30 protein-coding genes and 1 riboswitch are annotated in these 21,817 nt (G+C 63.3%); of the genes, 10 read left to right on the forward strand and 20 right to left on the reverse strand.

Going from position 1 to position 21,817, the window contains the following annotated elements; all coding sequences use genetic code 11:
- Positions 1-68 precede the first annotated feature (68 nt).
- From HW932_RS15750 to HW932_RS15770, 5 genes are all read right to left on the reverse strand, one after another.
- Positions 69-254, reverse strand: a complete 186-nt coding sequence (locus tag HW932_RS15750; protein WP_176977443.1) for a hypothetical protein — start codon at positions 252-254, stop codon at positions 69-71.
- Positions 255-343: 89 nt separating this feature from the next.
- Positions 344-793 (reverse strand): SprT-like domain-containing protein, encoded by a 450-nt coding sequence (locus tag HW932_RS15755; protein ID WP_176977444.1) that lies wholly within the window; start codon positions 791-793, stop codon positions 344-346.
- A 7-nt stretch (positions 794-800) separates the two neighbouring features.
- A complete protein-coding gene (locus HW932_RS15760) occupies positions 801-1,190 on the reverse strand; it encodes a hypothetical protein (protein WP_176977445.1) in 390 nt (129 codons plus the stop codon).
- Between the two features lie 90 nt (positions 1,191-1,280).
- Positions 1,281-1,922 carry an arylesterase gene (locus HW932_RS15765; protein WP_246296866.1) on the reverse strand — a complete coding sequence of 214 codons (642 nt, stop codon included), beginning with the start codon at positions 1,920-1,922 and terminating at the stop codon, positions 1,281-1,283.
- Positions 1,915-3,270, reverse strand: coding sequence for a replication-associated recombination protein A (locus HW932_RS15770; protein WP_176977446.1), 1,356 nt, complete (start codon positions 3,268-3,270; stop codon positions 1,915-1,917). Before HW932_RS15770 ends, HW932_RS15765 begins: the two co-directional genes overlap by 8 nt.
- 156 nt (positions 3,271-3,426) lie before the next feature.
- Here HW932_RS15770 and HW932_RS15775 point away from each other — a divergent pair, with 156 nt between their 5' ends.
- The 4 genes from HW932_RS15775 (at position 3,427) to HW932_RS15790 (ending at position 5,891) form a co-directional block, all read left to right on the forward strand.
- On the forward strand, positions 3,427-4,026 hold the full coding sequence (locus HW932_RS15775; protein ID WP_176977447.1) for a DUF938 domain-containing protein: 600 nt from the start codon (positions 3,427-3,429) through the stop codon (positions 4,024-4,026).
- A complete protein-coding gene (locus tag HW932_RS15780; protein ID WP_246296867.1) occupies positions 4,023-4,988 on the forward strand; it encodes a GNAT family N-acetyltransferase in 966 nt (321 codons plus the stop codon). Before HW932_RS15775 ends, HW932_RS15780 begins: the two co-directional genes overlap by 4 nt.
- 166 nt (positions 4,989-5,154) lie before the next feature.
- A complete protein-coding gene (locus HW932_RS15785; protein WP_176977448.1) occupies positions 5,155-5,601 on the forward strand; it encodes a hypothetical protein in 447 nt (148 codons plus the stop codon).
- Complete coding sequence (locus HW932_RS15790; RefSeq protein ID WP_176977449.1) at positions 5,598-5,891, forward strand: hypothetical protein; 294 nt, start codon at positions 5,598-5,600, stop codon at positions 5,889-5,891. Before HW932_RS15785 ends, HW932_RS15790 begins: the two co-directional genes overlap by 4 nt.
- On the opposite strand, the gene HW932_RS15795 is transcribed toward HW932_RS15790, so the two are convergent.
- The 3 genes from HW932_RS15795 to HW932_RS15805 form a co-directional block, all read right to left on the reverse strand.
- A complete protein-coding gene (locus tag HW932_RS15795; protein WP_176977450.1) occupies positions 5,884-6,171 on the reverse strand; it encodes a hypothetical protein in 288 nt (95 codons plus the stop codon). The two genes, HW932_RS15790 and HW932_RS15795, sit on opposite strands and share 8 nt — an antisense overlap.
- Positions 6,172-6,271: 100 nt before the next feature.
- Positions 6,272-7,303 carry a diguanylate cyclase gene (locus tag HW932_RS15800; protein WP_176977451.1) on the reverse strand — a complete coding sequence of 344 codons (1,032 nt, stop codon included), beginning with the start codon at positions 7,301-7,303 and terminating at the stop codon, positions 6,272-6,274.
- A 176-nt stretch (positions 7,304-7,479) separates the two neighbouring features.
- Positions 7,480-8,256, reverse strand: coding sequence for a M15 family metallopeptidase (locus tag HW932_RS15805; RefSeq protein WP_176977452.1), 777 nt, complete (start codon positions 8,254-8,256; stop codon positions 7,480-7,482).
- Positions 8,257-8,477: 221 nt separating this feature from the next.
- Between HW932_RS15805 and HW932_RS15810 the strand changes: the two genes are divergently transcribed.
- Together HW932_RS15810 and HW932_RS15815 are read left to right on the forward strand one after the other, a co-directional pair.
- Positions 8,478-8,630, forward strand: coding sequence for a hypothetical protein (locus HW932_RS15810; protein ID WP_176977333.1), 153 nt, complete (start codon positions 8,478-8,480; stop codon positions 8,628-8,630).
- A gap of 7 nt (positions 8,631-8,637) precedes the next feature.
- Positions 8,638-8,946 (forward strand): WGR domain-containing protein, encoded by a 309-nt coding sequence (locus HW932_RS15815; protein WP_176977453.1) that lies wholly within the window; start codon positions 8,638-8,640, stop codon positions 8,944-8,946.
- A 290-nt stretch (positions 8,947-9,236) separates the two neighbouring features.
- Here the strand turns inward: HW932_RS15815 and HW932_RS15820 are convergent, their stop codons facing one another.
- On the reverse strand, positions 9,237-9,833 hold the full coding sequence (locus tag HW932_RS15820; RefSeq protein ID WP_176977454.1) for a TMEM165/GDT1 family protein: 597 nt from the start codon (positions 9,831-9,833) through the stop codon (positions 9,237-9,239).
- Between the two features lie 140 nt (positions 9,834-9,973).
- A riboswitch (yybP-ykoY riboswitch) is annotated at positions 9,974-10,112 on the reverse strand.
- Positions 10,113-10,356: 244 nt separating this feature from the next.
- Between HW932_RS15820 and HW932_RS15825 the strand changes: the two genes are divergently transcribed.
- The gene (locus HW932_RS15825) at positions 10,357-10,596 is read left to right on the forward strand and encodes a DUF427 domain-containing protein (protein WP_222932406.1); all 240 of its coding nucleotides are present in this window, start codon (positions 10,357-10,359) and stop codon (positions 10,594-10,596) included.
- Here HW932_RS15825 and HW932_RS15830 read toward each other — a convergent pair.
- From HW932_RS15830 to HW932_RS15850, 5 genes are all read right to left on the reverse strand, one after another.
- Positions 10,583-11,650, reverse strand: a complete 1,068-nt coding sequence (locus HW932_RS15830) for an acyltransferase (protein ID WP_176977455.1) — start codon at positions 11,648-11,650, stop codon at positions 10,583-10,585. The two genes, HW932_RS15825 and HW932_RS15830, sit on opposite strands and share 14 nt — an antisense overlap.
- 236 nt (positions 11,651-11,886) lie before the next feature.
- A complete protein-coding gene (locus HW932_RS15835; RefSeq protein ID WP_176977456.1) occupies positions 11,887-13,659 on the reverse strand; it encodes a PocR ligand-binding domain-containing protein in 1,773 nt (590 codons plus the stop codon).
- Between the two features lie 172 nt (positions 13,660-13,831).
- Complete coding sequence (corA, locus tag HW932_RS15840) at positions 13,832-14,905, reverse strand: magnesium/cobalt transporter CorA (protein WP_176977457.1); 1,074 nt, start codon at positions 14,903-14,905, stop codon at positions 13,832-13,834.
- Entirely contained in the window at positions 14,902-15,339 is a 438-nt protein-coding gene (locus tag HW932_RS15845; protein WP_176977458.1) for a hypothetical protein, read from the reverse strand. Before HW932_RS15845 ends, corA begins: the two co-directional genes overlap by 4 nt.
- 308 nt (positions 15,340-15,647) lie before the next feature.
- The gene (locus HW932_RS15850; RefSeq protein WP_176977459.1) at positions 15,648-16,115 is read right to left on the reverse strand and encodes a DUF2269 family protein; all 468 of its coding nucleotides are present in this window, start codon (positions 16,113-16,115) and stop codon (positions 15,648-15,650) included.
- An 87-nt stretch (positions 16,116-16,202) separates the two neighbouring features.
- Between HW932_RS15850 and HW932_RS15855 the strand changes: the two genes are divergently transcribed.
- Positions 16,203-16,511 (forward strand): 4a-hydroxytetrahydrobiopterin dehydratase, encoded by a 309-nt coding sequence (locus HW932_RS15855; RefSeq protein WP_176977460.1) that lies wholly within the window; start codon positions 16,203-16,205, stop codon positions 16,509-16,511.
- A gap of 19 nt (positions 16,512-16,530) precedes the next feature.
- Here the strand turns inward: HW932_RS15855 and HW932_RS15860 are convergent, their stop codons facing one another.
- On the reverse strand, positions 16,531-16,770 hold the full coding sequence (locus HW932_RS15860; RefSeq protein WP_176977461.1) for a hypothetical protein: 240 nt from the start codon (positions 16,768-16,770) through the stop codon (positions 16,531-16,533).
- A 199-nt stretch (positions 16,771-16,969) separates the two neighbouring features.
- Positions 16,970-17,446: a cupin domain-containing protein gene (locus tag HW932_RS15865; protein WP_176977462.1), complete on the reverse strand. Its 477-nt coding sequence runs from the start codon at positions 17,444-17,446 to the stop codon at positions 16,970-16,972.
- A gap of 186 nt (positions 17,447-17,632) precedes the next feature.
- Between HW932_RS15865 and HW932_RS15870 the strand changes: the two genes are divergently transcribed.
- Positions 17,633-17,977: a phenylpyruvate tautomerase MIF-related protein gene (locus HW932_RS15870; RefSeq protein ID WP_176977463.1), complete on the forward strand. Its 345-nt coding sequence runs from the start codon at positions 17,633-17,635 to the stop codon at positions 17,975-17,977.
- A gap of 33 nt (positions 17,978-18,010) precedes the next feature.
- The gene (locus tag HW932_RS15875; protein WP_176977464.1) at positions 18,011-18,874 is read left to right on the forward strand and encodes an isocitrate lyase/PEP mutase family protein; all 864 of its coding nucleotides are present in this window, start codon (positions 18,011-18,013) and stop codon (positions 18,872-18,874) included.
- Between the two features lie 82 nt (positions 18,875-18,956).
- Here the strand turns inward: HW932_RS15875 and yiaA are convergent, their stop codons facing one another.
- From yiaA to HW932_RS15895, 4 genes are all read right to left on the reverse strand, one after another.
- Positions 18,957-19,397 carry an inner membrane protein YiaA gene (gene yiaA, locus HW932_RS15880; RefSeq protein WP_176977465.1) on the reverse strand — a complete coding sequence of 147 codons (441 nt, stop codon included), beginning with the start codon at positions 19,395-19,397 and terminating at the stop codon, positions 18,957-18,959.
- A gap of 21 nt (positions 19,398-19,418) precedes the next feature.
- On the reverse strand, positions 19,419-19,724 hold the full coding sequence (locus HW932_RS15885) for a YebG family protein (protein WP_176977466.1): 306 nt from the start codon (positions 19,722-19,724) through the stop codon (positions 19,419-19,421).
- A gap of 107 nt (positions 19,725-19,831) precedes the next feature.
- Complete coding sequence (locus HW932_RS15890; protein WP_176977467.1) at positions 19,832-20,476, reverse strand: class I SAM-dependent methyltransferase; 645 nt, start codon at positions 20,474-20,476, stop codon at positions 19,832-19,834.
- 97 nt (positions 20,477-20,573) lie between these two features.
- Positions 20,574-21,548: a hydrolase gene (locus HW932_RS15895; RefSeq protein ID WP_176977468.1), complete on the reverse strand. Its 975-nt coding sequence runs from the start codon at positions 21,546-21,548 to the stop codon at positions 20,574-20,576.
- Positions 21,549-21,817 lie beyond the last annotated feature (269 nt).

Here is a 21,817-nt window from a genome sequence, read left to right on the forward strand (position 1 = left end):
CCCCGTTTTGGCCATCAGTGGTCTGGGCTGGGGAGTATAGCGCTCACGGTTCCGCCGCTCATAAATGCTTAGATAATCACGCCAAAGCCAAGCAGATAGAGCGATTGCGCCAACCGGAGCGCCCCTTCCCCGGCAACGCCAAGATCCAGCTCGGGCCAAGCTCGGTTCAGCCAGACTCCGAACTGAACCAGTAGCCAGAAACCGGCCACCACGCCGATGAGGCCAGTGCGCAACATGGTGTGGAGGATTCTCATGAGGGACTCCTGAGTTGAGTGTTGTGAGGATGGCGCGGGCGTCGCGATCAGCCTGTCTTCACCCGCTCCAGGCGCAACGTCCCGCGTGTCTAGGGCCGTCCGCGCACATGGCGCTGCGGCAGCGAGTCGAGAAAGGCGCGCGACGGGCGGCGGTGATAGTGCCGGATCACCTGCTCCTGTCCATCGACGAGAGCCACCAGCACATAGCGCGCCGGCAGGGGTTCGGCTTCGGGTGAAGCGGCACGCGAGCCGGCGATGTGGGTGCAGCCGACCCGCTCGGCCCAGGCTCGCCAGTGCGGACCATGCCCGGCACGGGGACCGGCGAGCGCATGGGCGATCTCATGACGGATGGTGTTGAGGATGAGCGCCGGATCCGGCTCGCGCGCGGTCAACAGCGCCGAGAGTTCGATCCGGCGACGATCGTAACGGCACAGCCCATGCGCCCGACGACGACGGTTCCAACCAAATGACCAGTCGGCGAGCTGAGGAAAGCGGCGCAGTTCGCGCTGGGCCAGGGCTTCGGCGGTGTGCAGATCCATCGGCGACTCAATCCGCCAGCGGACGCGCCAATCCCGACCGCCAGTCCTCGACGAATCCCTCGATGGATTCGATGAAGTCGGGATCATGCTCGGTGCGGTTGATGGTGGCGTGGATCAGGACACCCGCCCCCGACGGGGCCGACTCATCCAGCACGGTCAGCGTCCAGGCCAAGGCATTGGGGCAGGTCGGCAACGTGAAGCGCACCCCGTCCCGGATGCACTCGCGCCGCACCTGGAACTGTCCCCAGAGGCAATAGATCTCGCCCTGATCGCGGGTGTCGTCCCAATGCAGCACGCGATCGATGGAGGCACAGAGCGCGCTCAGACGCGGTCCGGTCAGATGTTGCTGAAGTGACTCGGCGGTCCAGTCAGCTGGCGCTGTGGCGAAGAACTCCATGGGCGTTTCCAGGGTGGTCGAGATCGGAAATCGTGGATGATAGCTCGAAGCGGCGCATTCTAATTGGACACAGCGGCTACCCCGCCGGCGTCACAACGCTCCCTCCCGAATCAGCACCTCATGGAGCGCCTCGGCCAGGGCGCGATAGCCCTCACGGTTGAAGTGGATCGGATCCGCCTTGTAGGCCGGCGTGCGCAACAGATCCGCGATCAGTTCCTCGACGAAGACGAGCTGGTAGGTCTCGGCCAGTTCGCGATAGAAAGGCGCTGCATCCGAGAACAGCGCCTTGCGCGGCACGCCGATCAGCACGACCGCAATGTCCTGGGCCTGCGCCTGTTCGATCATGGCCGCCAGATTGGACTGAGTCTGCGCGGGATCGAGGTTGCGCAGGATGTCGTTGCCGCCCTCCAGCAACAGCACCAGATCCGGTTGTTCCTGCGCGATCAGCGCCCCGAAACGCGCCCGTCCCTCCTCCGTCACCTCGCCGGACACCCCGGCATTGATGACGGTGCGCCCGCTCAGCCGGGCCAGCACCGCCGGATAGCTGTCATCCGGATCGGCCCCGACGCCTTGTGTGAGACTGTCGCCGAAGGCGAGCAGTGTTCCATCCGGCGGGATCGGCGTCAGACGCGGCTGTTCGCAGCCGGCCAGAACCAACGCCAGGAGCAGGATGATCAGAGGCATGCGCTGGGGCTGGGGAGCGCGCTTGTGACAAGTGACAGGACTATTCATGCGAAAAAGGTTCTCCGTCCAGCGGATCGGAATCACCGGCCGGCCGGCGACGCCGTGCCTCCTCATCGAGTTGCTTCAGACGCGCCACTTTTTCCGCGATCTTGATCTCCAAGCCTCGCGGCGCCGGTCGATACCAGTGCGGCTCAGCCATCCCGTCGGGAAGATAGGTTTCGCCGGCGGCATAGCCATGCGGTTCGTCATGCGGATAACGATAGGCTTGTCCGTGACCCAAGTCCTTCATCAGCCGCGTCGGGGCATTGCGCAGATGCCTGGGAACCTCGCGGCTCTTGTCCTGTTTGACGAAGGCGCGCGCGGCCTTGTAAGCGGTGTAACCCGCGTTGCTCTTGGCCGCGATCGCCAGATAGATGACCGCTTGCGCCAGGGCCAGTTCACCCTCCGGCGAACCGAGCCGCTCATAGGCCATCGCCGCTTCATTGGCGATCTGCAGGGCTCTGGGGTCAGCCAGTCCGATGTCTTCCCACGCCATGCGCACGAGGCGTCGTGACAGGTAGTGGGGGTCCGCCCCGCCGTCCAGCATCCGGGTGAGCCAGTAGAGCGCCGCATCCGGATTGGAACCCCGGACGGACTTGTGGAGCGCCGAGATCTGGTCATAGAAGCCGTCGCCGCCCCGATCGAAGCGCCGGCTGTTGAGGGTCAGGGCATTCTCCATGAAACCGGCATCGAGGCGGGTCACGCCCGCCGCCCCGGCCGCGACGTGGCACTGTTCGAGCAGATTCAGGCACCGTCTGGCATCGCCGTCGGCATACCCGATCAGGGTATCAATCGCCGCCTCATCGAACTGAAGATGACTCAGTACCTGATCCCTGGCTCGCGTCAGCAGTTGCCGCAACTCGGCGTCGGTGAGCGACTGCAACACATAGACCTGCGCCCGCGACAGCAAGGCCGCGTTCACTTCGAACGAGGGATTCTCGGTGGTGGCCCCGATCAGCGTCACCCGCCCGGATTCCACATAGGGCAACAGCGCATCCTGCTGCGCCTTGTTGAAGCGATGGATCTCATCGACGAACAGGATCGTGCGCCGGCCCAGGGACTGATAGTGTTCGGCCTGTTCCATCGCGGCCCGGATGTCTTTGACGCCGGCAAAGACCGCCGACAGGGCGATGAACTCGCCTGCAAAGGCTTGGGCGCTCAGTCTGGCCAGCGTCGTTTTGCCGACGCCCGGCGGCCCCCACAGAATCATGGAATGCGCCTGACCCGACTGGAACGCCAGTCGCAGCGGCTTGCCCTCGCCCAGCAGATGCGACTGCCCGATCACCTCGTCCAAGACCTTGGGTCTGAGGGCTTCGGCCAGCGGAGGAACCGGAATGTCGGCAAACAGGTCAGGCATGTCGAGTCGTCGGGGTTCGGAGAAACAGACACTGGAGCGTCACCGTGAACACTCCGGAACGGATCGCCCTCCAGATCGTATCTGGCCTGAATGATGGTCGGGCGTCACGGGCGAGCAGGATATCATTGCCGGACCGACCATATTGAGAGACGCCGCATGCCTCGCGTCGACAAGCCCTATGCCGAGTCCTGTGACCAGAACCGTGAACCCATCCTGGCCGTGCTCGCGCCCCTATTGCGTGAGCGCCGTCGACTGCTCGAAATCGGCAGCGGCACCGGACAACATGCAGTCTACTGTGCCGCCGCCCTCCCCCACCTGTTCTGGCAATGCAGCGATCGGGCCGAGCAGCTTCCAGGGATTCGCCTGTGGATCGCCGAGGCGGGTCTGAGCAACCTCCCGCCACCGCTCGAACTCGATGTGTTGAAGCCCTGGCCGGCCGAGCGCTTCGAGGCCATCTTCAGCGCCAATACCGCCCACATCATGGGACTCGAGGCGGTTGAGGCGATGTTCGCCGGTGTCGGCTCCCATCTGGAACCGGGTGGCCTGTTCGCGCTCTATGGCCCCTTCAGTCGTGATGGCCGACACACCAGCCCGAGCAATGCCCGCTTCGATGCCTGGCTGCGCGCCCAGGATCCGGTGATGGGGTTACGCGACCAGCGCCAGCTTGAGCAGTTCGCGGCGGCGCATGGCTTGCAGCTCGTCGCCGAGCACGCGATGCCCGTGAACAACTTCACACTGGTGTGGGAGCGGTTATGAACGTTCAAACTGAACCGTCACCGGCCGCGCGATCCTGCCACAATCCCGCCAAGATCGGTATGACAGGCGCGGCCCCGATCCCAACAGCCGAACCCGAGCGCCATGAGGAGACCCTGATGCGTCTACAGATCCGCCCCATGAAGCCCGAAGAGATCGATCTGGCGCTCGACTGGGCCGCCGCCGAGGGCTGGAATCCAGGCCTCCACGATGCTGTCCCCTTCCATGCCGCCGACCCCGAGGGCTTTCTGATCGGGCGGATCGACACCACACCCGTGGCGATCATCTCAGCGGTACGCTATGTCGAGTCCTTCGGTTTCATCGGGTTCTATATCGTGCACCCGGACTGGCGCGGCCAGGGCCACGGCTGGGCCATCTGGCAGGCGGCCATGGCGCGTCTGGCGGGACGCACCATCGGCCTCGACGGGGTGCCGGCGCAACAGGACAACTACCGGCGCTCGGGCTTTGAGCTCGCCTACCGGCAGGTGCGCTATCAGGGCCATGGCCTAGCGAGTGGGGTGCCGGCCGATCCCGAGCTGGTGGATCTGCTTCAGGTTCCGCCGGCCGACCTCGCCGCCTGTGACCGTGCCGGCTTCCCAACGGCGCGCGAGGCGTTTCTGCACGCCTGGATCCGTCAACCCCGGACACGCGCCCTGGGGCTGCTCGATCAGGGACGACTCGTCGGCTATGGCGTGCGCCGCGCGTGCCGGCAGGGCTTCAAGATCGGCCCGCTCCTGGCCGAGACACCCGCCGGCGCTGAGCGACTCTTCACGGCCCTCCGGGCCGATGTCGCCCGTGAGGAACCCATGTTCCTCGACATCCCGGCCTGCCATCCGGCCGCCGTCGCGCTCGTCGAACGCCACGGCTGGCAGCCAGTGTTCGAGACCGCGCGCATGTATGCCGGTCCGGCGCCGACGCTGGATCCGGCACGAATCTATGGCGTGACCAGTTTCGAGTTGGGCTGATGGGGAAGCCACCAGGGCATCACCATGACCCAGCGATCAGACGGCCCAGTCTCCGGTCCGGTCAACAAGCGCGCCTTTGCACTGCCTCGGCTAGAATGCAACAGAAATCCGTTACGTTCTGGTCAAGGCCGCACGGTTCGATGTCAACTCCGACGAGGAATCCGTCATGTTCAAGTTCGATGCGATTCGAATCACAGCCATTGCTGCCCTCGGCGCACTGTCGATCCTGTGGGTATCTGTCGGGGCTGAGTCCTCGCCGCCGACGGGAGCCGCGGCCACGCTGGAGGTCAAGGTGTTGGAGATTCAGCCAACGACGGGCAACGAAGCCCTCTACCGGATGGAGGTCATCTCGGTGTTGCGCTCCAGCATCCGGGTGAAGCCGGGCGACATCATCCGCGTGCGCTCCCGCCTCACCGGCCCGGAGGCGCCGGATCAGGGTCTCAAGCCGCGCGGCTGGATCGGAACCGCCGCTCTCAACCCGGACCCACGAGCCACTGGCCCAGAAGCCCGCTTCCAGTTCGTCGGTGCGGCCAATGGTGACAGCTTCGCAGAGCTTCCGCCCACGCCTCCTTCGGTGCGGTGGATCGAATATCCGCGCGAGGGCACTGAATGAACACCGAGATCATCGGACAATGCTGGAACTGCGGGGCCGATCTGAGCCAATCGGACTACGGACGCGAGGCCGACTGCCTGGCGTGCGGCAAGCCAACCCATGTCTGCCGCAACTGCTGCCACTACGCCACCGGCCGCCCCAACGATTGCCTGGAACCGCTGGCCGAGCGCGTGCTCGACAAGACGCGCGCCAACTTCTGCGAGCATTTTGAACCCAGCCTTACTCCAGCGGCAGGAGCCTCCCCGGCCCCGGAAGACTTGGCCAAAGCCGCACAGGATCTGTTCAAGTAGCCCAGCATCGGGTCAGATGACTCGCCCCCCCTGCGGCCACGGCCAGCGCCTCTCCAGTTCCACCTGAAGCGCCATGCTCTGGAAGGTGCGAATCAGCACGATCAGCCCCAGCACCATTCGATGACGCTCTGCTCGGACTCCTCGCCATAGCCATGATCGCCTGCTTCTGACGGCTGTAGGTGTAGAGCGTGAAACTCAGGGTGGTGGCCAGATTCATGACCAGCATCGCTAACAGCAGCTTGGTCGAGAGGCCGAGACGTTTTCCAGACAGGAGACTCATGCCGCGCTCCGGTCAGCGGCCGCTGTGGCGAAGCATTCCATGGGCGTTTCCAGGGTGGTCGAGATCGGAAATCGTGGATGATAGCTCGAAGCGGCGCGTTCTAAAGCGCCTGGACGACACGGTCGCGCCCGTCGAGTTTCGCGCGATACAAGGCGGCATCGACCCGCGTGAGCAGCGCTTCGCGCGACTCGCCCACACGATAGCTCGCCACCCCCAGGCTGGCCGTCTGCGGCTGCTCCAGACCTGGAAAGACATGGGCACGCACCGCCGCACGCAGCTGCTCGGCGCGTTCGACGGCCGCTTCCAGTGTCATACCGGGGCAGATGACGAGAAACTCCTCGCCGCCCCAGCGGCCCAGCAGATCCGTGGCGCGGATCGTCGCCGACAGGAGACCGGACAATTCGACCAGCACACGATCGCCCTGGAGATGACCGTAGGTGTCGTTGATGCGCTTGAAGTGATCGAGATCCAGCAGAATCAGTGAGAGCGGGTAGGCCGCATCCTGAGCCCGTTGGATAGCCGTGTCCAGATACGCATCGATCTTGAGCCGATTGGACAGGCCCGTGAGTGTGTCGGTCGTGGCGATGCGGGCGATCTCGGTGAGGGCTTGCTGAAGCTCCTGGGTCTTTTTGTTGACGAGGCGTTCGAGCACCTGATTACGGGCTTCGAGTTCCTTGAGCGGATAGGCTTCGTCCTCGCCATGCGCCTGAGTCGGCAGTGAAAGGTGCATGTGCTCGATCAGCCAGTCGTTGTCCCGTTGGACAAAGACCAGGCTCAAGCGCAGATGCTGGAAACTGACGGCTTGATCGAGCACCATCGTATGCAGATCGAGTTCAGCGCTGACCAGCCCAAGATCCGGGGAAACGACCTGAATGTGCGGTGGACGTCGCAGGCGGTAGGTGATGGGATTCGGAGCCTGTTCGATGTCGCGCCGATAGAGCTGTGACACCGCGGCGAAAGTCATGGCCGTTTCGTCACGCCCGGTTCCGAACCCCGTGATCGTTGGGCTGAGCCGGGCCAGGGTTCCGGTCAGATCTCGCTGCGTGAAATACACGTTGAGATAGCACTGGAACGCCTGTTCGATGGCTTCGGTTGCCGTGGCGGTGGTATTCGTGGACGTGATGGGCGACATGGTGTGGGCCTCTCAACCACCTGAAGATGCGTCGTGCATGCGCCTGATCGTGGGCCGATCGATCACCTCGACGACCGACCCGCGAAGCAGGTCAGCCCCGTAGCCGTGGCGAAGGCTGACGCCCGATGACATGGATGTGGAGCTGGGGCACCAGATTGCCGATCCAGGCTACCTCATCACTCGCTGGGGGCCGTCACCGGAAAGTCGAAATAGGTGTCGGGAAAGGGTTCGTATTTCAGCGTGAAATGCCACCATTCCTCGGGCAGCGGCCGGAAGCCGTGCCGGACCATGACGGCGGTGAGTCGGGCACGATTGGCCTGCGCGGCGGCTGAAACCTCGGTGTTGTCCGGATGCGAGCGCGGATCCATGCAGTCGAAGCCCGTACCGAAATCGAGGGCGCTGTCCGGATAGCGGTCGGCGTGCGGGGCCGTGCAGTCGACCAGCGGACGTCCGTCGTCGGGCGTGACGGCGACATCAGCCGACGTCCCGATCGGCTCCAGAACCAGATCCACCGTGCTGCCGCGCGAATGCCCCGAGCGTTCGGCCACATAGCCCAGGCGGAAGAAGTCGGCCTTGTCGACACGCGGATAGAAGGCGATCTTCATGCGCTGGTCGGCGACGTCCTGACTCCAGCGCACGAAATGCGCCACGGCGCGGGTCGGGCGGTAGCAGTCGAACACCTTCACCTGTAGCCCCTCCTTGACCACCTCGGTCTGAACGGCCTGGAGCGCTTCGGCCGTCTGGCGGGTCAGGATACAGGAGGGCGCCAGATAGCCATCGATGGGCTGGCCGATGAAGTTGTAGGCGCCGTGATAACGCATGTCCTGCACGATCTCCGGGGCCAGCGTCTGGAGATGGACGAAGCCCTCCGGCAATGGCCCGGCGACGGCTGAAACAGCGACGGCGGTCATCAGGATCGTCGGCCACAGGCGACAGGTATGGGTCGATGACATGAGTAAAGTCCCAATCAGGGAGCTGAAGAGCGGCCATGATACCCAGGATCGAGCCGTGCCATGGCCCCACGGGATTCCAGCCGGCGGCCCTTGACGCTGTATTCGATCTCGATCATGGTGAGCTTCATTGGATGGCGGGGCGATTATAGCCCCGTCGGCCAGTCCCGCCGCGCGGCGGTGGGCGGCCCGAGTCCTAAACCGATACCGGAGTCCTGTCGACGATGTCGAACATCCCCACACCGCTGGCACTCATCACGGGCGGCGCCCAAGGGATCGGTCGCGCTCTGGCTCAGGCGTTCCTGGCCGGATTCATCACCGGCCAGAACCTGATCGTCGATGGCGGGATGACCCGCACCATGATCTATGCCGCGTGAAGCCGACATGGTCGTATTCCACTCAACACATCGCCCGAGTCTGGAGGCAGTGCCGGACTGGCCGCTCAGGCCTCACCCTGATCGCACGCCGTCTCAGTACCGCTGGATTCACCCTGAAAAGCAGCGTTACTACAGTGTCGCCCTGGTCCGCGACCTGTTCGGCGATTGGACGTTGCTTCAGTGTTGGGGCGGGATTGGCTCACATCTGGGCGGACAGCGCCTCGTCTGGGTCGAATCGCACGAAGCCGGACTCCAGCAGATCGCCGCGATCGGAAAGCGACGCCGGCAGCATGGCTATCGGGAGACGCTGGTCTGAAGGCTGGACAGGCGACAACCCGGCTCAACACAGGAAATCCGAACGATGCAAACGGCCTACACACTCGATGATTATCTGGCCCATCATTCATGCCCCGCCGCCCCCTCATCCCGGACCCCATGAGACCCGCTAAGGAACCCGTCACCCAGGCGGTGGTCGTGCTGGAGCAGCCAGCGTTGCAGGTGTTCGAGAAGAAGGCGAAGGCGGCGGATGCCGTGTGAAGCTTGCCACCGATCGCGGTGCCAATCGGCGATGGACGACGCGCGCCACGGCACGCGCCGTCGATCGGGTCAAAAGACCCTGGTCACAGCGAACGCCGCAAACATGAGGAACAAGAGTCCGCTGATCTGATGCAGCCGATGCAGAGGGATGTGTCGCAGCAGGCGGCAGCCGACAAAGACACCGAGCGCCGAGGTCGTCCCCAGCGCCAGGGTCGCGCCGATCCACACGGGAACCGCCGGCAGGGTGCCCGTCATGCCGGCCACGGCGAGTTGGGTCTTGTCGCCCATCTCGGCCAGGAAGATCATCAGGAAGGTCGTGACGAAGAGACCGTGGCCGCTGAACGTCTTGAGTTCTTCCGTTTCATCCTGTTCCTCGACACGCAGCGACAGCAGGCCGAACACCGCGAACAGGATCGCGACGAGGGCCGCCAAAACCCGCTCCGGCACCCACTGTGCCAGTCCGGCGCCAAAGACGACCGCCAGCCCATTGAGCACCACAAACGCCGCCAGCGCCCCCAAGAAGACCGGCCGGTGACGATGCCGGGCCGCCAGCGCCATACAGACCAGCTGACTCTTGTCGCCGATCTCCGCCAGAAAGATCAAACCGAATGTCGTCGCCGCTGCCGTCAAGTTGCCCAGCAGCGATGTCGCGATCAGTGATTCCATGGACGGTCTCCAGCCATTGCCGGCGAGTGACCGCCACCCTGGGTGAGTGGTCTCCGGGGAGCGCGCGAGGCGCGTCGTACAGAACAGCGTAACATGGACGATCCAAAGGGGCCGGGACGATGAACCTTAGGGACAGGACGGAGCGCGCCCAGCCCCAGCCGGACACTCCATCGAGTCCAAGGTCTTGTCAAGCCACAAGCCGCGCACGCCATGACCGACAGGTCAAGTATGTTGACGCGCGCCCCTTCCATCACGGAAGGGCGACTACTCCCCTCAAGACGCGCGGCACCTTACGGCAGGCGTGGTAGCCTGTCAAGAACGTCGCCGCCAGCTTCAGTCGTACCGGCTCACCGCCCAGATACTGCTCCAGGCCGCTGTGGCGAAGAATTCCATGGGTGTTTCCAGGGTGGTCGGGGTCGGAAATCATGGATGATAGCCCGAAGCCGACCCAACCTCGCGCACTGCCTGTCAGGAGATCCGTCATGCACATCGAGCCGGACGCCCTCGAACGCGCCCGCGCCGCCTGGACCTTGGCACCCGGTGTCTGGCCCGATCGGATGTCAGCATCCGGGTATTGGAAACCGGCAGTCCGCCGACCGTCTATCTGCCGCCCGACGTCTTTGATGCCTCGCTGTTGCGCCCCTCGCCGCGCCGCACGCGCTTTATGGTTGGTACGCCGATCCGTTCCTGTTCCATCTGTATTGGGGCTACCGCGACAATGCCTTCCGCTATATTTTCTACCATGCTTGTCAGTCGACCGTGACTTCCTCGCGTCGCCTCTTGCTTGAGAGTAAACGTATTAAGCGATTGCAGATCAGAAAATCGATCACTGAGGATAACAGAAAAGACACGACAAAAACGACCCCACTTATCATGATGGAATATATGATAATGTTGTCTTTGTATGGCTGGAAATTGATTCGCGCGCCAAGCTCGAACAATACGAGAACGTGGATCAGAAATATTCCATACGTGCCCTTTGAAACGAAAATGACAATTTTCTCCATCAGGCTGGGCAACTTGATTTGTAATGATAGAAAAATCAAGCATGCGCTCATCGAAAAGGCATACATATTCAAGCCGCAATCGAATGGCCTAAGGTTCAGACCAATCAGAGCATGTGCCTGTATGTAAGCTACGAGGCATGTCACCATCCATGACGCCAATAATATCGCGAGTGAAAGCTGGATGGGGGGCGGTTTAATCCTGACAAGCAGGCCGCCAATCAAAAAATACAGCAACCAAACGTCGATATCAGGAATGGCGATGCCGGTCACGCCGCCGATTGAATACAGATTATACGCCTTTATGACCAAAAGCCCCAGGATGACCTTCCAGACCATGCTTGAATCAATGGATTTCAAAAATAGAGACACCAAAGGCGAAATCAAATAGAGGCCGATGATGCTATAGACAAACCAAAAATGCGGGCCGAGCGCGCTCGGACTATTCAGCCCTGATAGAAACCCCCAGGTCAACGAGAGTAAATTAGCGTTTGGATCTCTATACCCAAGAATGAAAAAATGCAGGCCGCTAAACACCAAGAAAGGAACTATTATTCTCAATAATCGTTTTTTGTAGAATGCATGCAAACTCTCCTGCTCCGAATTCAAAATATACATGCCGCTGATCATGAAAAAGATCGGAAGCCCGCCTCTGACGAACGCCTGCACGAGCAAACCTCTTATTTCGTCGGCGCGTGCGGCGCCAAGCGTGATGTAGGATTCATATTCCGGTGTCGCATGTATTGCGATGACCATCAAGCAACACAGGATTCTCAGCACATCGATCGAAACATCTCTTTGTTGATTAATCATGTGATCCGAAGCTCTTGATATGATTCCAAACGATCCTCGAACCGAGGTAAAGCACTTGCTTGACACCTTTGATGAGACTCTGATCCAGCGCCCGGCCGCGTCAGATGACTCACGCTTATAGCCAACCAACATGAAAGGATAAACTGCAAGAAGTAATTGCTGTATGGTTCTACAAAACAACAGAAGTTTCTGCACATTTTTGCTGGCATTGCCGAGGCGATTTCAGGCCGCTGTACTCACCGGCGCGATGGAGACGGCTTGGCGCTCAACCATTTCCACAGCGTCTCGTACAGCCCATCGGGATCGATCGGCTTGGTGATGAAATCCTGCATGCCGGCTTGCAGACACTGAGCGCGATCCTCGGCGAAGGCATTGGCCGTCATGGCCAGGATCGGGGTGCCGGCCTGACGCGGCAGGGCCCGAATGCGACGGGTCGCCTCCAGGCCATCCATCACCGGCATCTGCATGTCCATCAGGATCAGCGCGTAATCGTGGCGCGCGGCCAGTTCCACGGCCTGCCCGCCATGGCCGGCGATCTCGACGCTCAAGCCCGCCTCGGTGAGAAGGAATTGCGCCACCTCCTGGTTGATCGGGTCATCCTCGACCAGCAGCACACGGCACGCTTGGAAATCACGCGCCAACCGGCCTCGTGCTTCGTCTGCCGGATGGGTGTCGGACACTGTCTGAAGCGGGGCCGGCGACACGCCGAAGCGCGCGGTGAACCAAAAGGTGCTGCCTGCGCCGGGGGTGCTGGAGACGCCGACCGCTCCGCCCATGAGCCGGGCCAAACGCCGCGTGATGGCCAGCCCCAGTCCGGTGCCGCCGAAGCGGCGTGTCGTGGAATTGTCAGCCTGCTCGAAGTCGGCGAACAGTCTGCCGATGACCGTGGATTCGATCCCAAGGCCAGTGTCCGCCACCTCGAAGCGTGCGAGGACAGTGTCGGCCGTCTGCTCCAGGAGGCACACCCGCAGTGTCACTGTCCCCGCCAGGGTGAACTTCACGGCATTGGTGGCATAGTTGAGCAGGGCTTGCTGCAAGCGGGTCGGATCGCCGAGGAGGGGGACATCGATGGGGGCGACATCGGTGATCAACCGAAGCGATTTGGCCCGTGCCTCAGCGGCGATGATCGCAACGACGTTGTCTACCACGGTTTCCAAACGCACGGGAAGACGTTCCAGTTCCAGATGACCGGCGTCGATCTTTGCGAGGTCGAGAATGGTGTTGATGAGTTCCAGCAGATGTCGGCTGGCTGTATCCAGCTTGTCGAGCCAGAGGGCTTGCGGCGGACTGACCCCGGAGTGACGCATCAGATGCGCCAGGCCGGTGATGGCATTGAGCGGAGTGCGGATCTCGTGGCTCATATTGGCTAGAAAAACGCCCTTGGCGCGATTGGCCATCTCGGCCTGCTCCTTGGCCTCGGACAGCTCGGCTGTGCGCATCCGCACCCGCTCTTCAAGCTGCGCGCGGTGTTGGCGTAGTTCCTGATTGGCCGCCTCAAGTCGCCAACGCGCCATCCCCATTTCGCCGATCAATCGGGCTAAATGGCCCAGGAAGTCCATCATCACCCGGACCTGTGGCTCGGAGAAGATCGGGGCTTCGGTCAGGGCTTCCAGATACGCCCGCTCGTCGAACCCGAACTCCGCCGCCTGCTGCCGAAAATAGGCGGTGTCCGGTGGCTCCAGGAAGAACTGTCCGGTGAAGAAGTTCGCGACATGCTCGCCATTGACCTGAATCGGGACGGCGACGTCGACCAAGCCGTTCTGACAGCGGTAGACGCTATAGGTCTCGCCACGACGTAGAGACCCGGCCAGCACGGTATCGCTTTGATGGCACCGGGCGGCTGTTTGCGGGTTCACACGGTGGAACTGGGTACAGATCCGCTGCCACCCGGTGGCGACGAGGATGGATCCATCCAGCTCCAGGATCGCCGTCACCGCGCCGGTCAGCGCCGTAAAACTTTCGCAGAGACGCCGCACCTCCTCGATATCGACCAGGTCTGCAAATTTCACAACGCTCCCTCCCGTATCAGCACCGCCAGCAGGGCTTCGGCCAGCGCGCGATAACCCTCGCGGTTGAAGTGAATCGCATCGGCCCTGTAGGCCGGCGTGCGCAACAGATCCGCGATCAGTGCCCTGAAGCGAGCCGCGACGAGCGAGAGCGACTGAAGGCGCTAGAGCGTGTTCACAGCCATTTTTTACGCTTGAAGACATAGAGCATCCCAGCCGCGATGGCGATCATCACCCCCCAGACCATGGGATACCCATAGTCCCAGCGTAGCTCAGGCATGGCCCAGGCACCATGGGTGTTATTGCCGAAGTTCATGCCATAGACGCCCGCTACGAAGGTCAGAGGAATGAACAGCGTGGCGATGATGGTGAGCAACCGCATGGATTCATTCAGGCGGTGACTGACACTCGACAGATAGACGTCCAGCAGGCTGGCGATTATCTCGCGATCGCTTTCCACCAGATTCAGGATCTGCGTCGTATGGTCATGGCTGTCGCGCAGAAAGAGCCGTGTTTCCGGAGTGATGCAGGCGCAGTCGCCACGCAACAGTTGGCTCAAGACCTCCCGCTGCGGCCACGCCAGACGTCGTAGCCACAGGAGTTCACGACGGATCCGATGCACACAGGCCAGCGTCTGCTGGGTCGGTTGCGCCAAGACCTCATCCTCAAGCGCGTCGAGTCGTTCGCCGTAGTGTTCGAGGACGGGAAAGCCGTGGTCGACGACGAGGTCGAGCAGCCGATAGAGCAGATAATCGCTGCCACGTCGGCGTAGGCGACCGTGATGGTGGCGCAACCGCTCACGCACCGGCTCGAAAAGGTCTTGCGCCTGGCCGTAGACGCTGACCAGCACCCCCGGAGCGAGAAAAAAGCTCACCTGATCGAGTTGGAGCGCTCCCGAGGCGTCCAGTGAGGGGCAGTGCATGACTACGAAAAGCTGTTCATCGTAGTCCTCCAGCTTCGCTTGCTGGCCGGTATTGAGTACGTCCTCAAGGGCCAGATCGTGCAGGTTGAGCCGCTGTCCGAGGTGTTGCAGGACGTCCGGCGGGACATTGCCCTGAACATCGATCCAGGTCGTCGCCTCGGCATCGAGCCAGGGAACCATGTCGATCGGGTCGCTGAGTATTCTTTCCGCGTAGTGCGTATCCGTGTAAGTGATGAGGCGGATGCTCAGCGGCACCGCCGAATCGGAAGCCACCAGCGTACCCGGCGCCGTTCCGGGCGGATGATAGCGTTTCGTAAATGTGTTCATAGGGCGTGTGGGGCCGCGCGCGCGCTCCAAAGCAGCCCGAGTGAGGCGGCGCCGAGACCAAGGGCGTATTCAGGACGCGCGCCCATCAGGACCGCCGCCAATCCGAGCACGATCGGGATCTCGCACAGGACCAGCGCGATGAGATAGGGACCGAGTCCAACCGAACGGGACGCGGGCGTCGCATTGTCCAACGGATCGTAGCGCGTCTCCAGCGGCTTGGCGCCCGGCGCCAACCGGCGTGTGACGATGAGAATCAGCGGAATGGCCACCAGGCCCGCGATCAGTAGAGGGACATGGATCTGCGGGAGGTCGTCGATGGCGATCAGCTCGGGCAGGAACCAGGCCAGGGCCGTCATGATGACGACGGACCCGACTTGAGCCAGCCAATAGAGGCCACGCAGACGGTCAGCATCGAGAGGTGTGTCGGATGTCATCGCAAAACCTCGGTGTGCGCTCAAAAGCAATCGGGTGGATGCCGTATGCGCGCATTCTAGAGCCAGATCGACGCCGCTAGCGTCCGTTTTGATGGAGACAATCCGGGAGGATGGTATGAGCCGATTCGAGTCGGTGCAACGCTGGATGAAGCGCCTTGCTCTTGGGAGGCCGAGCACAGGTCGCCTCGCTGAGGGCTTGCCGACCGGAGACGGCCAAGCCACCGCCCTGTCACCGATCCCCCACCGCGAACAAGCTCAGACGCAAGGCCAAGTGCATCGTCGATGACCTCATCACATCCAGACCCGCTTTATCCAGGCTTGGCCACCATGACCCCGATGGAAACCAGCAGCAGTGCGGTCGCCGCTACACCCCACACGGCCCAGCGCCGCCCCGCCCGCCAGTAGCTCGCCGGAATCTCCCCGCTTTCAGCGAAGGCCCGCGCCTGCCGACTCTGGCGGATCTGCGCCGGAATCAGCACTCCCGCCCAGAGCGCTCCCGAGAGGGCCAGCAAGACCTGTCCCCACACCAGCCAGCCGACGTTCAGGACATCGAGGCCCGCGACGAGCGCCGCTCCGTAGCCGCCGAGCGCGAGCAGCATCACACCGCCGACCGTGAACCACCAGTCCGTGACGACCACCAGCCGTTGGGCGCAAGCCAGAATGCGCGGATCGCGAGTCCGGTCGGCGGCGAGCTTCCAGATCAGGGTGACGATCGCGTTGCCCACCAGCAGCACGACGCCGATGAGATGGAGTGTTTTCAGACCAGCGTAGAGCATGGCGGCGAGTCCGTGTGGCAATCAGGAAACCGTGCGCCCATATCTTCACTCAGAACCCAAGAGACCGGATACTGACTGGAGACAACCATGTCCGCGACACGACTCGATACCGATGCCCTGACGACTGCCCTCGCCGACCTCAACGCCTTGGGCCAGGGCGGCTGGTCGCTCTCCGGCGGCCAGTTGTGCAAGACCTTCGTCTTCTGCGACTTCGTGCACGCCTTCGGTTTCATGACTCAGGTGGCCCTGATCGCCGAGTCCATGAACCATCATCCCGACTGGAGCAACGCCTATGCGCATGTGCGCGTCGCACTGAGTACGCATGAGTCCGACGGGATCACCGAGCGCGATATTGAGCTTGCGCGGCAGATGGAGCGGCTGTCGGGCAACGGATGAGCGGACGGGAGATCGTTGTCTAGGACGGCGCTTCGAGGAACAGCCGAAACAGCGCTTTCAAGGCCGGGACATCGAACAGCACGCCCGCCACGAACAGCGCCCCGAGCACGAACCACAGCCAGCCCAGCCGAACCGCGCCGGCTCCCTCATGGTGCCCCTCGGCTTCGACCTCCCGACGCCGGATCGCCCGCACGCCGCTGAACATCAGCCCCGCCCCGAGCAGCAGGGCCATGCCATTGAGGAATTGGGTCTCGGTCATCAGGCCACCGAACATGATCTACCTACCCCACTGGTCAGCGCCGCTTCAGGCAGTAGTCCCCGCTCACCGTCCAGCCCCTGGAACAACGCCCCTGCTTGATCACGGGTTGAGGCGCGGGATCGGCCCGTACCGCCGCCTTCGAGGATGCATAGGCCGACGCGCCTGGAATCCCGACCAGCCCCGAGCGTGAGGACAGATTTCAGTCATGCCCCGTCGCCTCCTCGGCTAGCTCCATGATCGGCTGCTCGACGTTACCCGCATAGAACACGATCAGATCCACCGGCTCGGCGCCCGCGTTGTAGCCGAAGTGCAGCTCGCCCACCAGTTCGACCAGCGCCTCGCCGGCTTTCAGGTGCAGGATCTCTCCGGCCTTGGACTCGACGGTCAACTCACCCGACAGCAGCACGCCCGCGTTGATGACCGGATGCAGATGCAGCGGCAGCCGGGCGCCCGGCGCGATGCGAAAGCGCAGAATGGTGATCTCGGGTTGCTCTGATCGATAGGCCGGGAGCGGATGCCCGTTCCAGCTTTGGCTGGAGCGCGCGAGACGCTGGACCTCGACGCCGGGAATCGTGGCCTGGTCGGCCGCCACGGGAGCGGCGATCAGGCCGCCGAGCAGGCCGAAGATCAGGCACGCGCGGACGTGTCTCGAACACCGGGAGGATGGGTAGCTCATGGCGGTCCTCGATGCGGGCAATATTGGGCGTATCTTACTCCGGATGGCTGAGTCTGGAGCGCCGATCCATCGGGCACCGGCGGCGACCGATTGAAGCCTGGGTTGGAACCCATAATGCCATCACCGGACAGCCAGCTTCCCCGCGCGCTATCCTGAGCGCCCTGTCATCGCCACGAGGATCATCCCATGCCCACACTCCGCCTGCTGACCAACGTCGAGATCGCTCCCGAGTCCCGCGCCGAGCTACTGGCCCGCGCCTCACGCACGGTCGCCGACCTGCTCGGCAAGCCCGAGTCCTACGTCATGGTGATCCTGGAGAGCGGACGCGACCTGCTGTTTGCGGGAACCGCCGATCCCGCCGCCTATCTGGAACTCAAGAGTCTGGGCCTGCCCGAGTCGCGGACACCGGAGTTCTCGCGCACCCTCTGTGGCCTGCTCGCCGAAACCCTGGCCATCGCGCCGGAGCGGGTCTACATCGAGTTCACCGCCCCGCCCCGACATCTATTCGGCTGGAACAACGCGACCTTCTGAGATCTTTGCCCCATGCGGTCCACCCGACACCCGATGCCTGACACCACGCCCGCTGCCCGTCTGCGTGCCCTGCTCGCGCGCGATCAGCTCCACCTCATGCCCTGCTGCTTCGATGCGCTCTCGGCGCGCCTGATTGAGCAGGCGGGCTTTCCGCTGACCTTCATGAGCGGCTTTGCCGTCTCCGCCGCGCGACTGGCCTTGCCCGATACCGGCCTGATCACCGTCACCGAGATGCTCGACCAAGGGCGCTCCATCTGTCAGGCGGTCGACATCCCAGTCATCGGCGACGGCGATACCGGACACGGCAACCCGGCCAATGTGCGCCGCACCGTCGAGCAGTATGCCGCCGCCGGCTTTGCCGGAATCATGATCGAGGATCAGGTCGCGCCCAAGCGCTGCGGACACACCGGCGTCAAGGCCGTGGTCGAGCGTTCGGAAGCGTTACGGCGTATCCGTGCCGCCGTCGAGGCGCGCGAGGACGGCGCGGATCTGGTGATTGTGGCCCGCACCGATGCACGCAGTGCCGTGGGACTCGACGAAGCGCTGTGGCGCGTGCAGGCGTTCGCCGATCTGGGCGCCGAGGTGCTGTTCCTGGAAGCGCCGCGCGATGAACGGGAAATGGAGCGCTTCTGCCGTGTGGTGCCCGGCTGGGCGATGGCCAACATGCTGGAGGATGGTCTGACGCCCTGGCTGCCGCCCGAACGTCTGGCCGAACTCGGCTATCGGCTCGCGGCCTATCCGCTGAGTCTGCTCAGCAGCGCCGTGGCGGCGATGCAAGGGGCGCTGGCCGATCTCCAGGCCGGGCGCACGCCGGGAACGCGCGTCTCCTTTGGCGAACTGCGCCGGATCGTCGGCTTCGACGACTATGAAGCCTTCCTGGAGCGCTATGCCGAGTAGGCTCTGGGCCGCTTGGTTCAGCCGTCAGCACAGCCGACACGCCGTCGCGTCGCGTCAGTGATCCGAGTCTGACCTGTGATGGTCAGGACTCGTTGTCCTTCGCTTCATACGCCGGTGAGTCCTCGTGCCACAGCGCCATGTCCCGCACATTTTTCTGCACCGCCACCGCTGCAAACAGGCTGAGGATGAAGGACATCGCATAGAAGCCTTTTTCACTGGGCGCGAAGGAGGCATTCCAGAGACCGACGGCCAGCAGCAACACCGCCAATCCGAGCGACAGCCAGCACAGACCGAAATAGAGCCCCGTCACAGGAATGCCTTCGAGCCGATCCCGCACCGATTTTTGCAGCGACACCGCCGAGAACAGGCCGTACATCAGCAGCGTGAAGTAGTAGCCCTTTTCATTGAGCGGCATCGGCGCGTTCCACAGGCCGATCAGGTAGGCCAGCGCACCGATGAACAAGGCGGCCCAGGAGGCGCCGATGAAGGCGCTGGTCGGTCGTTGTGCCGGCGGTGATTTCATAGCCGTCCCCGAAGGTCTGTATCAATGGGTGGCCTTGAGCGACGTCACCCTGGGTGTCGGTTCGCTCACCACCGGATCCGGCTCGGACTCCACCGGCTTGCCCTTCAGGATCAACTCGACCGCGCGCGCATGACGCGCCAGATGCACCGTCAGCGTCTCCAGGTCGTCATCGGGCAGGTTCGGCAACACCGATCCGGCGCGCAGCCAGTCGGCCAGGCGCTCGGCGTTCTCCAGAATCCGGTCATAGGCTTCGGCGGCCTTCTTGTCGGCAGTGCGCAAGCGTTCCACTCCCCGGCGGTCACGGACGATGTATTCGATTTCGATCATGGTGCGGCCCCATTTTGGCCATCAGTGGTCTGGGATGGTGAGTATAGCGCTCAGGGTTGCGCCCCTTGGGCGCACGACAGATCCTGGAGGCGACGCGCCGTCTGGCCTCATCGCTCCGGGACTCGATGCTCATCAGCCCGCCGGGCCGTGACCCAGAGGAAACATTCGCCGCCGATCGTGCGCCGCTCGGCCTGCTCGATCGCCAGTCCCGCCGTCGCCAGCTGTGTGGCCAGTTCCTCGGGGGTGGTGTGGCTGTAGAACAGACGCTGGCCCATGAACGTCTTGTCGCCCTCGAACCGCTCCTGTCCCGTGTAGTCGGCCGTGGCATAGGTGAACAGCAACCGTCCCTGTGGTTTGAGCCAATCACGCAAACGGGCAAAGAGCGCGGGATGCTCCGACCAGGGCAGATGAAAGAGGCTGTAGACCAGGCAGATGGCATCGAAGTGAGCGGCCGGGAACTCGACCTCCCGCATGTCGGCCTGGATGCGCTGCATCGTCGGGCACGCACGCGCGGCCAGCTCCAGCATGGCGCGGCAGACGTCGACCCCGGTGACCGTCCAGCCGCGCTCGATGAAGGTCCGTGCGACCGGCTCCCCGGCCCCGCAACCGAGATCGAGCAGCGCCCCCTGTTTCGGCAACCGGGCGAGAAAGGCGTCCAGCACCGGATCGAGGTTGAATTGACCGCGTTGCCCATCATAGGTCGCCGCGAACGCCTCGTAGGCGCGGCGAACGTCTTCACGACTGTCCGGCATAGAACACTGCCCGCAAGATTCGAACGAGGCGGCCGAAGGTATCACAGTTGACGCCAGGCCAAGCGGTCAACGCCCCTTCTGCTGTCTGTGGCAAGACTCAGTCGCCTGTGTGCAGATACTCCAGCACACGGGTGTCGAGCCAGTAGTGCGGTCTCCAGGGCCAGACGCCGGCGACGAACCCGACATGCCCGCCATGCGCGGCCAGTTCGAGCGTCACGCCGGGACCGAGCTCATGCGCCCAGGGAACCGTCGTGGGGAACATGAAGGGATCATCCGCCGCCTGGAGGATGAGCGTGGGCGTGTGGATGTCGGCCAGAAAGGGCCGACAACTGGCCCGCGTGTAATAGTCGAAGACGCCGGCGAAGCCGTTGAGCGGCGCGGTGATTTGGTCGTCGAACTGGTTGAAGTCGCGGATCGCGTCCAGGTCGACATCCAACGGGAAGGGGCGATGGGCGAACTTGCGCCGCAGACTGGCCTTGAGCTTGCCCAGCAGATAGCGTCGGTAGAGGCGCGAGCCGCCCAGATCCAGCCGCAGCATGGCATCGCGCAGCACGAAGGGCACCGAGACGGCTACCGCCCGTTGCAGCCGTGGCGCGGAGGTCTCGCCCAGATACTTGAGCAGCAGATTGGCCCCGAGCGAGAAGCCGATCGCCGCCGGCGGCGCGCCCTCGGGATCACGGCTCAAGACGTCCAGCACCTCGGCCAGATCGGCGCTTGCGCCCGAATGGTAGGCGCGGTCGAGCCGGTTCGGTTCCTCCGAGCATCCGCGCAGAAACAGGAAGATCGGCTGAAAACCGCCGCGCGCGAGCGCCTGCATCAGGCTGCCCGCATAGTGCGACTCCAGATTGCCTTCGAGCCCATGGATCACCAGCACCCGTGGACCGGATGGCGCGCCCAGAGCCAGATCGATGAAATCACCATCGGCCAGTTCGATCCGGCGTCGCGTCAGCACTAGGCGTGGGCGGCGGCGCATCAGGCTGGGCCAGAGGGTTTGAAGATGAGGACCGGGCAGCCACCAGGCCGGGCGGAAGCGGCTTGTCGTGAGGCAGCCCGTGGTGCGCGGTGTGGTCATGCAAGGGCCTTGCTGGTCATGGCGATCCGAGTTCCGCTGGGGAGGCTGAGTATAACCGGCGCAGTCCCGCGACCACGACCAGCGCCATTCGCTCAATGGACTCAGGCCAGCCAAGGGAAGCCGCCCGTGCGGCCAGGACTGGCCGCGCTACGGGCAATCGATCCAGCGGCCGGAGGGCGTCGCCGCTACCCAAGATTTCACGCGACTACAAAATCGTTCAGCACCCAAAAATGCAAAACGGCTAGCTGATTTCTCAGCTAACCGCTTGA

The sequence above is a fragment of the Allochromatium humboldtianum genome (assembly GCF_013385175.1).
In the GTDB taxonomy this organism is placed as follows: domain Bacteria; phylum Pseudomonadota; class Gammaproteobacteria; order Chromatiales; family Chromatiaceae; genus Thermochromatium; species Thermochromatium humboldtianum.

Bases quoted from the DNA above. Each gene is read 5' to 3' on its own strand.
- HW932_RS15750 (WP_176977443.1), bottom strand. From the start codon at position 254: ATGAGAATCCTCCACACCATGTTGCGCACTGGCCTCATCGGCGTGGTG.
- HW932_RS15755 (WP_176977444.1), bottom strand. From the start codon at position 793: ATGGATCTGCACACCGCCGAAGCCCTGGCCCAGCGCGAACTGCGCCGC.
- HW932_RS15760 (WP_176977445.1), bottom strand. From the start codon at position 1,190: ATGGAGTTCTTCGCCACAGCGCCAGCTGACTGGACCGCCGAGTCACTT.
- HW932_RS15765 (WP_246296866.1), bottom strand. From the start codon at position 1,922: ATGAATAGTCCTGTCACTTGTCACAAGCGCGCTCCCCAGCCCCAGCGC.
- HW932_RS15770 (WP_176977446.1), bottom strand. From the start codon at position 3,270: ATGCCTGACCTGTTTGCCGACATTCCGGTTCCTCCGCTGGCCGAAGCC.
- HW932_RS15775 (WP_176977447.1), top strand. From the start codon at position 3,427: ATGCCTCGCGTCGACAAGCCCTATGCCGAGTCCTGTGACCAGAACCGT.
- HW932_RS15780 (WP_246296867.1), top strand. From the start codon at position 4,023: ATGAACGTTCAAACTGAACCGTCACCGGCCGCGCGATCCTGCCACAAT.
- HW932_RS15785 (WP_176977448.1), top strand. From the start codon at position 5,155: ATGTTCAAGTTCGATGCGATTCGAATCACAGCCATTGCTGCCCTCGGC.
- HW932_RS15790 (WP_176977449.1), top strand. From the start codon at position 5,598: ATGAACACCGAGATCATCGGACAATGCTGGAACTGCGGGGCCGATCTG.
- HW932_RS15795 (WP_176977450.1), bottom strand. From the start codon at position 6,171: ATGAGTCTCCTGTCTGGAAAACGTCTCGGCCTCTCGACCAAGCTGCTG.
- HW932_RS15800 (WP_176977451.1), bottom strand. From the start codon at position 7,303: ATGTCGCCCATCACGTCCACGAATACCACCGCCACGGCAACCGAAGCC.
- HW932_RS15805 (WP_176977452.1), bottom strand. From the start codon at position 8,256: ATGTCATCGACCCATACCTGTCGCCTGTGGCCGACGATCCTGATGACC.
- HW932_RS15810 (WP_176977333.1), top strand. From the start codon at position 8,478: ATGTCGAACATCCCCACACCGCTGGCACTCATCACGGGCGGCGCCCAA.
- HW932_RS15815 (WP_176977453.1), top strand. From the start codon at position 8,638: ATGGTCGTATTCCACTCAACACATCGCCCGAGTCTGGAGGCAGTGCCG.
- HW932_RS15820 (WP_176977454.1), bottom strand. From the start codon at position 9,833: ATGGAATCACTGATCGCGACATCGCTGCTGGGCAACTTGACGGCAGCG.
- HW932_RS15830 (WP_176977455.1), bottom strand. From the start codon at position 11,650: ATGATTAATCAACAAAGAGATGTTTCGATCGATGTGCTGAGAATCCTG.
- corA (WP_176977457.1), bottom strand. From the start codon at position 14,905: ATGAACACATTTACGAAACGCTATCATCCGCCCGGAACGGCGCCGGGT.
- HW932_RS15845 (WP_176977458.1), bottom strand. From the start codon at position 15,339: ATGACATCCGACACACCTCTCGATGCTGACCGTCTGCGTGGCCTCTAT.
- HW932_RS15850 (WP_176977459.1), bottom strand. From the start codon at position 16,115: ATGCTCTACGCTGGTCTGAAAACACTCCATCTCATCGGCGTCGTGCTG.
- HW932_RS15855 (WP_176977460.1), top strand. From the start codon at position 16,203: ATGTCCGCGACACGACTCGATACCGATGCCCTGACGACTGCCCTCGCC.
- HW932_RS15860 (WP_176977461.1), bottom strand. From the start codon at position 16,770: ATGACCGAGACCCAATTCCTCAATGGCATGGCCCTGCTGCTCGGGGCG.
- HW932_RS15865 (WP_176977462.1), bottom strand. From the start codon at position 17,446: ATGAGCTACCCATCCTCCCGGTGTTCGAGACACGTCCGCGCGTGCCTG.
- HW932_RS15870 (WP_176977463.1), top strand. From the start codon at position 17,633: ATGCCCACACTCCGCCTGCTGACCAACGTCGAGATCGCTCCCGAGTCC.
- HW932_RS15875 (WP_176977464.1), top strand. From the start codon at position 18,011: ATGCCTGACACCACGCCCGCTGCCCGTCTGCGTGCCCTGCTCGCGCGC.
- yiaA (WP_176977465.1), bottom strand. From the start codon at position 19,397: ATGAAATCACCGCCGGCACAACGACCGACCAGCGCCTTCATCGGCGCC.
- HW932_RS15885 (WP_176977466.1), bottom strand. From the start codon at position 19,724: ATGATCGAAATCGAATACATCGTCCGTGACCGCCGGGGAGTGGAACGC.
- HW932_RS15890 (WP_176977467.1), bottom strand. From the start codon at position 20,476: ATGCCGGACAGTCGTGAAGACGTTCGCCGCGCCTACGAGGCGTTCGCG.
- HW932_RS15895 (WP_176977468.1), bottom strand. From the start codon at position 21,548: ATGACCACACCGCGCACCACGGGCTGCCTCACGACAAGCCGCTTCCGC.